Source organism: Paenibacillus sp. FSL R5-0486 (assembly GCF_037975155.1).
In the GTDB taxonomy this organism is placed as follows: Bacteria; Bacillota; Bacilli; order Paenibacillales; family Paenibacillaceae; genus Paenibacillus; species Paenibacillus amylolyticus.
In genome coordinates this window covers 4,959,523-4,973,554 of record NZ_CP150237.1, presented here as the reverse complement: position 1 = coordinate 4,973,554, position 14,032 = coordinate 4,959,523, and the positions used below count along the sequence as shown (strand labels likewise).

The window sequence follows — 14,032 nt, the reverse complement described above, 5'->3', positions numbered from 1 at the left end:
AGAAAGGGAGTTGGTTTTGAAATGAACCATTACTGTCCACCGCTTTGCCCGATTGTCTGTGACCCGATCCAGGTTGTTGAGGATTATTACATCCCACAAATCGTGCCTGTAATCCACCCGATTGAAGTGATCAAAAAACATCACTGTGTTCCGATTCATCACCACATGTATCCTGTTGTTGTCAAAGAAGAAGACCCTTGCTATGTATCCAGCCATAATCCGAAGAAAAAATCCGTGAAAAAATCAAGCAAAGCCCGCACAACTTCTCGCAAACGCTAATCGCAGCGGGTGCCCCGGGGAATTGGATATAAACCAAAAAGAGCAGCGTACGCCCCGGGGCGCAGCTGCTTTTGTATTTTTTACAGATTATCCTCATTACGCTTACTGCGTATACTTTTTCATCGTATTATCCATTTGTTGTCTGACATGTTGCGGCCAGAACTGCAAAGGAGCGCTGTTGCCTGATGCGGCTTGCAGTGCCTTATAGACATCGATTTGACCATAGCCGAAATACTTGTCGTGACCCGGATCACCGAGGTCAATAACACTTTGGCGCATCAAATCCATCACTTCCGTGTTGGTCAAGTCCGGGTTTAACGAACGAATCAAACCTGCAAGTGCGGCTACATGAGGGCTAGCCATGGACGTTCCAGACAAGGCCGCATACTGATTGTTTGGATAGGTACTGGCGATACTGGACCCCGGGGCCATCACATCTACATAGTCTCCGTAGTTGGAATAGGAAGCTTTGCTCATATCCGGGTCCGTAGCAGATACGGCAAATACTTCCGGATAAGCAGCAGGGTATCCTGGACGCTCTGTATTATCATTTCCCGTGGCTGCAATCAGGACGATATCCCGGTCAAAAGCGTATTTAATGGCATCATGAAGAAATTGCGCATCAGCATAATTGCCCAGACTCATGTTGATAACTTTGGCTCCATGATCGGCTGCCCAGATGATGCCTTCGGCAACGGCATACGTGGTACCAGAACCTGAGTTGTCGAGTACTTTAACGGGTAGTACCTTGTTATACCAGCTCATGCCTGCCACGCCTTCATTATTGTTGACAATAGCGCCGATAATGCCTGCAACGTGTGTCCCATGTCCCACATCATCCATAGGTTGGCTTCCGGGCTCGACCACATTATAACCTTCAAGGAGCTTGCCCTTCAGGTCAGGGTGATTCATATCAACCCCCGTATCAACTACTGCTACGATGACATCTTTGTTTCCCTTGGTAATATTCCAACCTCTGTTTGTCTCAATCGCAGGCAGGTTCCACTGATAATCGGAGAACAAAATGTCATTGGGTATCGTTACATCTGTTTGTTCAGTTACAGTATCATTGGTTAAATACATATAGTGGGGCTCCATATAGAGTGGATTCCATTTGCTTTCGAAATAACTATGCAATTGTTTGTAACTCATGTGTTCTGACCGAAAAACATACGTGTATCCCAGCTTGCGCGCAGATTGCGCTCTCAGATCGGATTTAATGATACGCATATCCCGTTCACCGGGATCTTGGCGAAAACGGATGACGATTTCATTTTCATAAAAATGACTGGCATTGGCATTATCATGTCCAGTTTTCACTGTGATTTCGTTAAGCGTATCCGGGTGAACAGACTCAATTTTGAATTTACCCTCACGCGGATAAGGGATCATGCGCAGATTTTTGCGCTGATGTTGTTCAACAGCATTTAATACGTTCTGACTGAACAAGGCAATTACAGCTCTTTTGCCATCTTTGGAGGGTTGCCCCATAACAAAGTATTTTTCTTTTCCCAAAGGAAAAGAAGAGGATTCAAAACTTTGACGTTTGTTTACCGCTTTTTTGGCAAGGTTGAGCGAATGTTGAAGCTTCTGTTGTTCCAACTTGCTTCCTTGTGTGGAGGCGTGATCAAAGGGCTTGTTAAATGAGCCATTGGTATTCATCAGATGAATGGATCTGATATGTTCATGTGAACTTTGGAGATCATTCACATATCGGCTAACCTGAGTAGCATTCATTGTGGCGGTTTTCTCCAGCATGATACTGAGATGTTGCTTGGCATCCATACGGGTCAGAAGATCGGTTGCTTTGACATCCTGCACTTTCAGACGATGCTTACTCGTGTGCTCCTCATGAGCAGAGTCGGACAGGGCACTTGGCTTAGGTTCGGGACGATTGGATGTTGGGAGCAAAAGCGTCAGGGCGAGTGCTCCTGCACCAGCTGCAAGGGCCCAGTTAATCCATTTCGGTCTGGACATGGTGGATGGAACCTCCTTCGTTCATTTTGGACAATCATTAACAGTGCTTCGTCGTTGTCACTGGTTATAACTATCGTTAGAAAAAGCGGATATTTTTATGCAGGCGAGTTCGAGTCTAACTGCGTATAATAGGCATGTTTAACGGCAGAAGCGGAAAGCATGATTAAGGGATACCGCTCGTCATCTTTTTATGGTAGGATTATAGCTGAGAATTCAAAGGTCAGGGGAAAACCACCGTTGGCCGACCTATATGTAAGGACTTATTTAAGGGGGAGCTACCTTTATGTCAGCAGCCAATGTACAGAAAACATGTGAGTCAACTAGGGAAAAGTTAAAACCGGCTATCGATCGGATTGAAAATTTTTTGAATGAGAATGCTTTGCCTGAACTGGATCAGAATCAGACGGAAGAATCAACAGCCTTCTACAAAGGATTTCTTTCAGATCTCCGTCATTTGCTCGTTTTTTCTGAAGTTTCTTACGAAAAACTTGGCGTTGTGCTGCGTCGTGCCAACTTTGATGTCGATTTTGCCGAAAAGGCTCTTTATAATACGTATCACCAATGCGTAAACAGCTTTTTCTATCCCAAAAATGAATGTTATTCCGAAGACGGAAGATACGCTTACACAGGACAAGATGCCATTCGTTTCCGTGACAAGCCAATCCGTGCAGTACGGGATGTCATTCTTGAGGTTTCCAAAACGTACGAAGAATTGCGCGATGATCTGGCGTATTATGAAAGTGATTACCTGACTCAGCGCCGTATGCAAAATCAACGGAATCACGCCTAATTAACGTTTAAACCTGAATATGAAATTGGACGAAACCGCCCTTGTGGCGGTTTTTTTGTGTTCTTAGTGAGAATCAGACGAGGTGTGATCATGTCATCATCTGGCATTTTGACGGGGAATATCAGGTTTGTGACGGGGAGACAATAGTAGTCGAGGTGATAAAAAATGAGCCAAGACAAACCAATTGTCAAATGCAGCGTCTCCAACTGCAACTTTTGGGGAGAGAACAACTTCTGCCACGCTGATGCCATCATGATTGACATCGACCAACATGCCACCCGTCGTCTGCATGAGGAATTTGCCGGTGAGACATTTGACTCCGATCACCATGATCATGCACGCACATCCTCTGCAACATGCTGTCACACGTTCAAACCCAAGTGAGCAGTCATCCCTATTCATAACGGAGGTGCTTCCCAATGAAAAATGACGATAATAAGTTTAATTTGCAGGATCGCCCTAAAATCAATGTTGACGGTGAAAAACAGCGTATGCGCGTCGATTATCCCAGAAAAGCACATCGGGAAGAATACGGGGCAGAGGTCGCTCCTCCGACTGTCGTAAGAACTGGAGGTACCGAACGGGCAGAGCCTGTACCTGAGAAGCATGAGGCAGACCGGGTCATGGAATCAACAGGCAAGGTTGCGGGTTACATGGGACTTGCCTTCGGGATCGCGTCTTTGTTTATGTGGTCAATCGTACTTGGACCGGCCGCAGCCGTACTGGGTTACTATGCCTATGTGAATGGTCGTAAGACAGCGGGAGCCTGGTCCATTGGACTGGGTGTTGTAGCTACGCTGAGTTATTTTTTCATGATTCCATTCGCTCGCTAACGTGTAAAATGATTCATTCAAAAGCCTTCTGTTCTCACCCAAATGTGGTGAATTACAGAAGGTTTTTTTCGTATATGCGCAGGTTATGTGGAGAGATTCATATATTTTTTTGAAAACAATGGAACCTTGCTGTAAAACGATGTAGAATAAGGTCATAATACGCTTAATTATACGGGAGTGGGTATAACTCATGCAGATTGATCCAAGCGGATCGCGACAGTTGTTGGAACTGCAATTGTCCAATGTGAATAACCAAACCAGTGGATCACCATCGGATGCTGGTTCAACAGTGGATTTCGCCAATGTGATGGACGGGCTGTTAGGTACGGGTGCCAATACGACGATCAATACAGATTCCACCGCTACGGTCTCCAAAAGATCCAGTGATGGTCTGTTGTGGCTGCAACTCGGAAGCACGTACAATCCGGATATAAATACGGCAAGATCGTCCTCTGTCTCCAATAACATCGTTGAGTCTTTATTATCTTCATCCAATACAGGAATCGTGGATTCAGGTGCATCTGTACCTACGGATTATGAATCTTTGATTGCCGAGGCAAGTGCCAAATACGGTGTTCCTGAATCATTGATCAAGGCCGTCATTGACACAGAGTCCAATTTTAACCCAAATGTGGTGTCCTCTGCCGGTGCCAAAGGGCTTATGCAATTAATGGATGGCACGGCTGCAGGGCTGGGTGTGAGTAATTCATTTGATCCTGCCCAGAACATTGATGCGGGTACGAAGTATCTTTCCCTTCAGCTCCAGCGTTTCGGTGGAGAAGTGAAGATGGCACTTGCTGCGTATAATGCAGGACCGGGCCGTGTTTCACGTCTGGGCGTGTCGAGTGATAGCGAACTGATGAGTGTACTTAACCGTCTGCCTTCAGAAACACAGAATTATATCTCCAAGGTGGAGAAGGCACAGTCGAAATATGTGATCTAAACTCACAAATAGACATTTGTGAAAACACATGGTAGGCAGGATGAGATCAAATGTGGGAGCAGAAGCGCTTGAAACGCCTGTTCCCGGTTGGTCTTTTTGTGTTGTATGGGTATCGTGTTACAATGCTCACTGTAGGTTCAAGAACGAAGAGATAAGGGAGGTCTAACCTCATTTGAAATATTTTGATTATGCTGCAACCACACCTCCCCATCCTGATGTGATTCGTACGATGGCCGAAATTATGGAGACACAATTCGGTAATCCGTCCTCCATCCATGGGTATGGAGAGCGTGCCGATCAGTTGTTGCGTCGTGCTCGATCCGGATGTGCTGCGGCAATCGGCGTTAAGCCTGAGGAGATTATATTTACTTCCGGTGCAACCGAGAGTAATAATCTCGCGATAAAAGGAGCGGCATTACGTTATCAGTCACGAGGCAGACACATCATTACAACAGCTACCGAGCATGCCTCGGTGTACGAAAGTTTTATGCAATTGCAGCAGTGGGGATGGGAAGTGACATTAGTTCCTGTGAATTCCGATGGAGTGGTCAACGCTCAGCAGGTTGTAGACGCGATCAGGCCCGACACGGTGCTAGTGAGTCTGATGCATGTAAATAATGAAACTGGAGCCATCCATCCGATTGCAGAAATCGGCAAACAGCTCAAAAAGAAAGCACCACGGGTGCTTTTCCATGTGGATGGTGTTCAGGGCTTTGGAAAAATAAAGGTTACACCTGACGCTTGGGGTGCAGATCTGTACAGTCTGTCTGCTCACAAGATTCGTGGGCCGAAGGGAGTAGGTCTCCTGTATGTGCGAAGTGGAGTGGAGCTTACGCCACTAATGTCAGGGGGGTCACAGGAGCAGGGCCTAAGAGCAGGCACAGAAAACGTAGCCTTGCTGGTAGGCATGGCAAAGGCCATGCGAATGGCAGCAGAAGATCAGGTTGATTTTGCCCGGCGTACAACGGTGCTCCGTGATCGATTGATGGAAACAATACGTGTTATTCCTGAATTTGAATTGAACAGTAGCCCAGAGGGTGCACCTCATATTGTACACTTCTCCTATCCCGGGATGAAGGCAGAAGTGGCGCTGCACACCTTGGAGCAACTTGGCGTAACCATATCGACCCAATCTGCCTGTTCTTCGCGCTCGGCTGAACCGAGTCGGGCATTGCTTGCGATGGGCAGAGATGCAGCTTGTGCTGGTGGCGGATTGCGTATTAGTCTTGGAGATGAACATACAGAAGAAGATGTAGCCTTGCTTGAACAGGCTTTACATCAGATGGTGGCGCAGTTGCGGCCCCTCGAAAGGCGGATGTAATGGATATGAAATATGATATGCTGCTTCTCCGTTTCGGAGAGTTTATGTTAAAAGGGAAAAATCGTGCCCGATTTGAGAAAACGATCATTACACAGGTGAAAGCTTTGCTTAAACCTTATCCAGGAGCGAGCCTTCGCAAAGAATATGGCCGTGTCTATGTGGATCTTGGCGGTGAATCACATACTGAACTGATTAAGGTGCTGAAGCGGGTATTCGGTGTGATGTCGATTAGTCCGGTTAAAGTTACTCCATCCGAGCTTGATGAGATTGTGAAAACAGCAGTCGCGTTTATGGACGAAAGGGAGGACGAATTCAAAGAAGGCACCACATTCAAGGTGAATGTAAGGCGGGTGTGGAAGGAGTTCCCGAACTCCTCCCATGAAATGAACCATTTGGTCGGTTCCCCGATCCTTCGGAAGTTTCAGCAATTAAGTGTTGATGTTCGTCAACCTGATATTGAACTGCGAGTGGAAATTCGGGATCAGGGTACCTATATTTTCAACGAAACCATTCCGGCAGTAGGCGGGTTTCCGCTGGGCACGAATGGCAAAGCAATGGTACTGCTATCAGGTGGAATAGACAGCCCGGTTGCAGCCTGGTCTTCCATGCGCCGTGGACTTGAAGTGGAATGTGTACATTTTTACAGTTACCCGTTCACAAGCGAGCGCGCCAAAGAGAAAGTCATTGATTTAGCACGTGCCCTTGCTGATCATGCGGGAACAATCAAGCTGCATCTGGTTCCATTTACGGAGATCCAAACGGCATTTACCCAGCTGGGTCAGGATAATCTGATTATTACGCTGATGCGACGTTCAATGCTGCGAATTGCATCCAAACTTGCCGAGCGTGAGCGGGCACTCGCACTGATCACCGGGGATAGCCTGGGCCAAGTAGCGAGTCAGACTCTTCCGAGTATGAATGTCATTGGTCGTGCGACGGATCTGCCACTTTTGCGACCACTGGTTATGATGGATAAACAGGAGATCATTACCCTGTCTAAACAGATCGGAACGTATGACATATCTATTTTGCCATATGAGGATTGCTGTACTCTCTTTGTGCCAAAGTCACCTTCAACCAATCCAAATCTTCGGATTGTGGATAAAATTGAATCAACAATGAGCCATCTGTCAGAATGGGTAGATCAAGCGGTGGAACAAACTGAAACAATTGTGCTACATGCTGGTGATTCAGGCATTATTGCAGATCAAAAGAAAGATCATGAAATCAAAGAAGAATGGTTCTAATAAAATTTATGATTGAAAAGATACCAAAAGAAAAGCCATGTGATACAAGGCATCAAGTTTCATGCATTCTGGGTAATTAAGTATCGTAATAAGGTATTAAAAGGGCAAATGCGGAATGAACACGTTAATTGATCCAAGTAAGTCAGATCAGAGGCGATATTCTACAGGGAAGCGTTGGAAAGGGAAATAATGTTATATTGTTCGTCGATCCTAGAGATGAGAAAAATTCTTTCAGGATGTAAAAGGAAAAAAATCTCTATTTTGGTTATGCTCTTGTCAAGACAAAGATGTAAAAGCTATGCCGCCAGTGCGCATCAATATTCAATCGGTGCGCACTGTTTGGGTTTGGCTTGAAAGCGTGGGTAGTTGTAATTGTAAATGTAATCTTCCGCCGCTTATCGAATCCCAACTTCTGAATTACCCTGGTTAAGGTACAGCTTTTCATTCTTGAAATTGAAATGCAAAAAGAAGGATTCGATGCATTCGTTATACAGGAAGATTGCTTTGCCAGAGTGAGTGCCCTTGACGTCAAATGGATCTAATCGTGAGTTGTATCCTGAGAAGTATACTGTAAGGCCTGATTCGAAAGGAGTACGGCTTTCGAACTGTCTCTTTTTTTTGTCCATTGTCCCACCGTATCTAGTACGAGCTGAACATCGTTCCGTTTAGATAAATTCCAAAAAAATGTAACTTTTTTTACTGAGGTGGTGTGGCATGAAATTTACACTTTAGACGATTTTGATAGCTAAGAGATGGCGTATAGTTGGACTTCTTTCGATTCTTGCGAATCAACGAATGGATCGATGGTTACCGCATGATTCATATACTTTCTTGTTATTGACGTTCAGACCAGCTTCTTACAACGCCTTTGTCATGCGTGGGTAACCAAACTATCGTTTTGTAAAGATAATTTCGCTCTACAATTATGCTGCCAAAGCTTGTACGGGGATGTCTCTTTAGTGGTTTCTGGAGACTTTTTTTCCCTCCTCGAACGCTTTCCCGTTTTTCCACTTTTTCATTCACACCTTCAATTGTGAACAGTTTGGCATCCCCTCGCGTTCAGCAACCACCTTGTGTCTTGAAGAACCTTTGACATATGATCTAACTACAATCAAATTGAATTCTCAATTTAAGTTTTAAATGTTTGCACTTTTTCGCCATAAAAGTATCCCTCTAAGTGTCACTTGAACTCCCATGATAACTTGAAGGTTTTTTAGTGTCTACTTAAATGGGATGGGATATTAAACATTTCATTTATGGGAGTCAGTTTTCAAGAATAGATAGACAACATCTTTACCTGAGGATTGGCTAAGCGTTTACCTTTCAGAAGGCGGAACAAGCTCTTTCCTTCAAAAAATAACGAGAATACCATTCGAAAAATGGCTAAACTTTGAGAGAGTGAATGATTTGGGAATTTCTGATTTCTCAAGGTTGTCCCTATCAGAAGTATAGCTATAAATATAGAGAAACGGGACTGTTCAGACATGGAATTTTGTATAATTAGGTCGTCTTTCTTGTTGGCATGGTTGGTGGTCCTTCCATGATACCAAACCAGAGAGGTATTTTTTGTAAATTGAAACCGCTATATTTAAATCTTCTAACAACCAGAAAGTGTGCTTAATATTCTAGGTGTGAAAGTTGAGTTAAATATTGACATGGGTAAAATTAGGATATATATTAACTAAGGCAATTCAATAATTTTGAAAGTGGGTAGTTATATGTCAAATCAAGCTAAAGGTAGAACAATTTTCGGTAATGACAGAGGCGTGAGTCGTTTTGGGCAAGGTGCAAATATTAGAACTAAATATGAATCAGGTGCAGGAGGAGGTTGTGGTGGTGGTTGTATGGGCGGCTGCAGCGGAGCGTGTATCAAAACGTCGCCTCCAACAGGTTCTAAATGCAGTGGTTGTACTGCAACTTGTGGTTGTGGCTCAGCTAATAAAGTTAAGTTTTAATATGTAATTAATTTGGTTGAGAAAATGTCTCTGATAGCATAAGGCTATCAGAGACAATATTTTAATTGAATCGAGGTTTGGTGATGAACTACAGAATATCAAAATATCTTATGTTTCAAATTGAGAATGGTGAAATTGTAATCCAAAATCAACAAAGTATAGTTTCAGTAAATGATGAATTGATGAAACAAGTATTAATGGATTGGGATATTAATCAAAAAGAATATATTGGCACTGAGGAACTTGAAGAGTTATTCAAAGAATTGGCAGACGAAGCAATTGAATTCTTAATGCAATATTATATCCTGATCCCAATGAAAGATAAGACAGTCTTCGTTGAAAAAATCGTGATAGCGAGTAATGATATTGAAACGGGTCAAACTATTCATCACTATCTCAGTGAAGAGTATCTCTCAAAAGTACCTGTTGAATTTTATGAATTAGATTCTTTGCCTCCAACTACTCAAAATGAGCTTACTGTAGTTTTAATGAGTCCATACAGCAAAAAAAAAGGAAAAGAATTAGTATCTAGACAAGCTAAAGAATCAAACTCAAAGTTACTGTTTGGTTATGTATACCATGGCAACTTCTACATGGACTGTTTATACTCCCCTGAGTGGAAGGTACCTTGTCATTCGTGTCACATTGGTCATATTGAATCAAGTGGACTAGTGGAAGATGCGGAACAGGATATGACTTACCAGAATATGATCGATCTAATTTATAAAGAAAATGAAGCTTTCGAAGTTCAAATGCCTCTCACCAGTATTCAAAAATTAAATATCATCAGTAATCTGGTTAATAAGACAAGAGATTATATTGGTGACTTTAGTGTCACTAAGTTACACAGGGAGGAAATAACGGTGTGTACACTGGTTGATCTTCAGAATTTCAGAAAAACTCGTGATACTTCACTACATTGGGAGTTGTGTAATTGCTATGAATGATAATCAATCCAATAGTCGACTTGATGACCTTGCTCGCACATTTACAGCAGAATATTTAGAAGAAAGTTTACAAAATAAAACAGCAATGTCATCTGTTTTGAAATTTCATCAACAAACCACTTGGCAGAATGTAGGTGATTTTGAGGTAGAAGCCCGTCTCAATGAATGGATAGGTTTAGTTCAGTGTAACGATATATTACCCGAATATTATCAAGAGAAATATAAATTTGATGTGAAAAAAGACACCAAAACTGAAGGGAATACCAAACGGATTTTCGATAAGGCTACGCCTTTAGCTTACCAAACGATTGGTGAAATATTACATACTGCATTTGGATTTGCAGATGGATACCAAACCAAACCATTTCCTTCTGCTGGAGCACTTTATCCAGTCATACCCATTTTGGTGATAATTAGTGAAAATGCAGTTGAAAAACTCTTACCAGGAGTGTATGCGTTTGATTCACAAAAAACTGAACTTCTGCTTATTAAAAATTTAAACGAAGAAGAAATTTTGAACATTAGCAAGAATATCTATGGCGAGAATCTTTCAGATGTATTTCTTTGTTATTCCGTAGATATCAGAAGGGCCATCACCAAATATCGTACGAGGGGCTACAGACATGCATTGATTGAGGTTGGTCTTATGGCTCAAAGTTTTCGAGTGGCTATTGAAAAACAAGATCATTTGGGGGATTGCTTAATATCAGGTTTCAATGATAATGCTTTGGGCAGTATATTGGGAATAAACCCTCGAATCGCCCCGATTGCGTTAACACAGTGGTTTGGTAAATATTTATGATATTTGACCGAAGTAGAGGAATTCATTTTAATTTAAAGAGTAAGATATTTTCGAATTTTCCTGTGTACACATCTAACTCTGTTATTGGGAACTATGTTGATGAAGAAGGTTACATGGGACCAATAGGGTGTGGGGCTGTGTCATTGGATAAACGGAATGCATTAATTAAATCATTTTCAGAATCGGTAGAACGCAGATCTCTGATGTTTGGTGCCAAATCAGTTGGTGAAGCAAGCTTTGCCTATGATTTATTGAGTGAAAAAGTTGTTGAAATCCCTACAAAATTAACAAAATATAATGAATACAATCCTACTGTAGATACAACAGGGACGGCTGTTCATACTGATCCATATCATTCATTATACAATGCTTTGGTGGAGTTGTTAGAAAAGAACTGCATTTTTTTGTTTTGGTATGGAAAATATGGAACCAAATTAAGAACTGAGGATTATAAATCCATTTATATAAATAAAATGGATAAAGATGGACTTATAGTACATTTATTCCTCCAAGATTTCTTTTTTCCTTTATTAGTTGTGCTATGCATAGTAGAAGATAAGGAAGGAAGAATTACTTACAAATTTGGTAGCGGTTCAGGAATGCATTTGAATGATGCAGTAGATAAAGCGGTATCTGAAGCCTACTTCTTGGGAAGATATCATGATTTGAAAAATTATTTCGAGGAAGGGATACTTAATAAACATGATCAATTTGTTATGTCTCCTAAAGCAATAGATCATATCCAAGACCTGCTTAATATCAAGTATAATAACAATTCTCCTGATGATAATATTACTGATTTTGACAGTAAAACGAAAATTACAAAGATCCTTGGGGGGCTTCCTAAGTGGATTACAAGTATGAATGTTTCGGTTTTGCAACAGAAAATTCATACGTCTTCTATCTCCATTAAAGTATCATCTAACGAATTACTGACGCATATACCGCAGAAAAAATTCATAAATGAGAAAGTTATGATTAATCAGCGTACATTAGGTCTAACTGCAATGGAATTAGAAAATTACCCTGATTGTCCAATTATTTAGAAGGAGGTTGGTTATGAATAGTGCTGCACCGTTCATTAAGAAATCAATGAATATTTATCAATCTGCTTTTCTTCATCGACCGAAAGGATGTACTATAAATTCATATTTGCATCCTGGATTAGAAGGATTCTCAAAAAAAAACAATGTGAAGAATTTAATGAAGTCATCGATCGGTGAATTTGAAGAAAGGTTAGCAGGAATAAAATATCTTGAAAAAAACAAGTTTGATAATAAACAGCCTACCTTCAAAGCGTGCAACCTTATTTCTGGTGATATCATCGATGTAGGCGCAGACTCTATACTATTGAATCATCATTTACCGATATTTGATTCCATGGAACATGGTAATTTTACAGATAGTACGGGAAATGCAGCACATGTTCGGAGTGATTTGGTTATTGAAAAAGGATATTTAGAATTCATAGAGCGGCAATCATTGATCTATTCTTGGCTCAGTGCGTGCCCAGGTGAAGTAGTTGATCCAGCATACATCCAAAATCAAAATCTAAGACAGAAAATTACGCAGATCAGCTCTGCATTGAAAAAAATATCCTTTCATAGCATTTCCATCATAGAGGGCGTTCATGTAATTATGTGTGTAGGTTATGAAGATAAAGCATTTTCAGTGGGCTTAGGAAGTTCATGGAATTTTGAAGCAGCAGTGGAATCAAGTTTGGATGAATTTTTAATGATATTTGAAAGTGTAGTCATTCATAAGGCATATCGGGAGGAAGATGGTCATAAATACGATAATATGTATGTTGACATGTTTTATTCCATGAGTCTCGATGATTTTTTAGAGGATGTAAGTTATTTGTTGAATAATAAAAAAGAAATATGTACTTATACACAGGAATATGCTCCGTCAAATAAGCAGCTGTTTGATTCGATCAAGATGTTTAAAGATCGCTTCGACATTGATGTCTATGTTACACAAATGTCTTCTCCTTATCCTGAAAATCAAATCAAAATAGCAAAAGTATTTTCTCCAGATGCATTTCCACACATTAATACTGTACTATATGACCCAAATGATTACAAAATATCAAAAAAAATGGAATCTGATAATTATCCAAATAAATTTAAAATGATACCATTTGCCTAAATGAATTGAGGTTAGCTTTAATGTTAAGAAAAACGTATGAGTTTTATATTTTCTTCAATAAAATTATATTCAGAGAAGGGATCGGCAATTATTTATGGTCATTGCTAATGCCTATTTTAATTTTTCTTTCTATCAATATTAATTGGTTTTATAAAACACCACAAATAAATGAAATCATTTCTTCCTTCAGTGCGATTTGGTCCTATAACTTTGTAGGGATTTTTCTTTATGGGATAGCGAGTAGAATTTCAATTTTCCGAGAAACTGGTTTTCTTAGATCTTTTACTTATGTAGCAGGGGACAAAAAACCTATTATTTTCAGTTTATACTTTATACAAATTATTCATGGTTCCATTATTGTCTTAGCATTTACTTTAATCTCAGCAGTTGTGTTTAAGTTACCTGTGATTGAATTAGTCGCAATCTCAATAGTGTCTTTCTTACTAGTTAGTCTCCCCTTAGCCATGTTAATGTTACTGTTGGCCTCTCTACCGGTGACAACAGCTACACTTAATTCTGTTGCAAGTTTAGTTATGTTACCTGCTTTATTCATGACTATGTTTAGAAACAATAATTATACTCAATTAAATGACTTATTTTTACTCAGTCCAGTTGAGTATGTATCAAGAATGTGTCGTATGACATCAGATTTCTTTTTTTATGGTCAAACTCAAGAGAACATATTTCTTTTATTTATTATTACTTTAGTTTATTTGATTATAGGAATAATATCGTTTAAATTTCTAAAAGTTAACTCTAAAATCGTTAGAACTTAGATCGGAGATAA

At 40.8% G+C, this 14,032-nt stretch carries 14 protein-coding genes; 13 read left to right on the top strand and 1 reads right to left on the bottom strand.

Features of this window, described 5'->3' with window-relative positions:
- Positions 1-21 precede the first annotated feature (21 nt).
- On the top strand, positions 22-279 hold the full coding sequence (locus MKY01_RS22055) for a hypothetical protein (RefSeq protein WP_036615016.1): 258 nt from the start codon (positions 22-24) through the stop codon (positions 277-279).
- A gap of 102 nt (positions 280-381) precedes the next feature.
- On the opposite strand, the gene MKY01_RS22050 is transcribed toward MKY01_RS22055, so the two are convergent.
- On the bottom strand, positions 382-2,256 hold the full coding sequence (locus MKY01_RS22050) for a S8 family peptidase (RefSeq protein WP_127545263.1): 1,875 nt from the start codon (positions 2,254-2,256) through the stop codon (positions 382-384).
- A gap of 283 nt (positions 2,257-2,539) precedes the next feature.
- Here MKY01_RS22050 and MKY01_RS22045 point away from each other — a divergent pair, with 283 nt between their 5' ends.
- The 12 genes from MKY01_RS22045 (at position 2,540) to MKY01_RS21990 (ending at position 14,021) form a co-directional block, all read left to right on the top strand.
- On the top strand, positions 2,540-3,046 hold the full coding sequence (locus MKY01_RS22045) for a YpuI family protein (protein WP_017687263.1): 507 nt from the start codon (positions 2,540-2,542) through the stop codon (positions 3,044-3,046).
- Between the two features lie 165 nt (positions 3,047-3,211).
- Positions 3,212-3,430 carry a DUF1540 domain-containing protein gene (locus MKY01_RS22040; RefSeq protein ID WP_074095869.1) on the top strand — a complete coding sequence of 73 codons (219 nt, stop codon included), beginning with the start codon at positions 3,212-3,214 and terminating at the stop codon, positions 3,428-3,430.
- Between the two features lie 107 nt (positions 3,431-3,537).
- Entirely contained in the window at positions 3,538-3,879 is a 342-nt protein-coding gene (locus MKY01_RS22035) for a hypothetical protein (RefSeq protein WP_235193989.1), read from the top strand.
- Between the two features lie 190 nt (positions 3,880-4,069).
- Positions 4,070-4,822, top strand: coding sequence for a lytic transglycosylase domain-containing protein (locus tag MKY01_RS22030; protein ID WP_339283520.1), 753 nt, complete (start codon positions 4,070-4,072; stop codon positions 4,820-4,822).
- Positions 4,823-4,994: 172 nt separating this feature from the next.
- On the top strand, positions 4,995-6,143 hold the full coding sequence (locus MKY01_RS22025; RefSeq protein ID WP_339283518.1) for a cysteine desulfurase family protein: 1,149 nt from the start codon (positions 4,995-4,997) through the stop codon (positions 6,141-6,143).
- A gap of 5 nt (positions 6,144-6,148) precedes the next feature.
- Entirely contained in the window at positions 6,149-7,390 is a 1,242-nt protein-coding gene (thiI, locus tag MKY01_RS22020; protein WP_339287224.1) for a tRNA uracil 4-sulfurtransferase ThiI, read from the top strand.
- 1,833 nt (positions 7,391-9,223) lie between these two features.
- The gene (locus MKY01_RS22015; protein ID WP_276314444.1) at positions 9,224-9,352 is read left to right on the top strand and encodes a hypothetical protein; all 129 of its coding nucleotides are present in this window, start codon (positions 9,224-9,226) and stop codon (positions 9,350-9,352) included.
- Between the two features lie 76 nt (positions 9,353-9,428).
- The gene (locus tag MKY01_RS22010; protein ID WP_127545273.1) at positions 9,429-10,292 is read left to right on the top strand and encodes an McbB family protein; all 864 of its coding nucleotides are present in this window, start codon (positions 9,429-9,431) and stop codon (positions 10,290-10,292) included.
- Positions 10,285-11,094 (top strand): nitroreductase family protein, encoded by an 810-nt coding sequence (locus MKY01_RS22005; protein ID WP_124115993.1) that lies wholly within the window; start codon positions 10,285-10,287, stop codon positions 11,092-11,094. Before MKY01_RS22010 ends, MKY01_RS22005 begins: the two co-directional genes overlap by 8 nt.
- 137 nt (positions 11,095-11,231) lie before the next feature.
- Positions 11,232-12,140 (top strand): YcaO-like family protein, encoded by a 909-nt coding sequence (locus tag MKY01_RS22000; RefSeq protein ID WP_339283514.1) that lies wholly within the window; start codon positions 11,232-11,234, stop codon positions 12,138-12,140.
- A 13-nt stretch (positions 12,141-12,153) separates the two neighbouring features.
- Positions 12,154-13,245: a YcaO-like family protein gene (locus tag MKY01_RS21995; RefSeq protein WP_339283512.1), complete on the top strand. Its 1,092-nt coding sequence runs from the start codon at positions 12,154-12,156 to the stop codon at positions 13,243-13,245.
- A gap of 20 nt (positions 13,246-13,265) precedes the next feature.
- Positions 13,266-14,021, top strand: a complete 756-nt coding sequence (locus MKY01_RS21990; RefSeq protein WP_127545281.1) for a hypothetical protein — start codon at positions 13,266-13,268, stop codon at positions 14,019-14,021.
- Positions 14,022-14,032: the final 11 nt, after the last annotated feature.

Coding starts and splice junctions, on each gene's coding strand:
- MKY01_RS22055 (WP_036615016.1), top strand. CDS start 22: ATGAACCATTACTGTCCACCGCTTTGCCCGATTGTCTGTGACCCGATC.
- MKY01_RS22050 (WP_127545263.1), bottom strand. CDS start 2,256: ATGTCCAGACCGAAATGGATTAACTGGGCCCTTGCAGCTGGTGCAGGA.
- MKY01_RS22045 (WP_017687263.1), top strand. CDS start 2,540: ATGTCAGCAGCCAATGTACAGAAAACATGTGAGTCAACTAGGGAAAAG.
- MKY01_RS22040 (WP_074095869.1), top strand. CDS start 3,212: ATGAGCCAAGACAAACCAATTGTCAAATGCAGCGTCTCCAACTGCAAC.
- MKY01_RS22035 (WP_235193989.1), top strand. CDS start 3,538: ATGCGCGTCGATTATCCCAGAAAAGCACATCGGGAAGAATACGGGGCA.
- MKY01_RS22030 (WP_339283520.1), top strand. CDS start 4,070: ATGCAGATTGATCCAAGCGGATCGCGACAGTTGTTGGAACTGCAATTG.
- thiI (WP_339287224.1), top strand. CDS start 6,149: ATGAAATATGATATGCTGCTTCTCCGTTTCGGAGAGTTTATGTTAAAA.
- MKY01_RS22010 (WP_127545273.1), top strand. CDS start 9,429: ATGAACTACAGAATATCAAAATATCTTATGTTTCAAATTGAGAATGGT.
- MKY01_RS22005 (WP_124115993.1), top strand. CDS start 10,285: ATGAATGATAATCAATCCAATAGTCGACTTGATGACCTTGCTCGCACA.
- MKY01_RS21995 (WP_339283512.1), top strand. CDS start 12,154: ATGAATAGTGCTGCACCGTTCATTAAGAAATCAATGAATATTTATCAA.
- MKY01_RS21990 (WP_127545281.1), top strand. CDS start 13,266: ATGTTAAGAAAAACGTATGAGTTTTATATTTTCTTCAATAAAATTATA.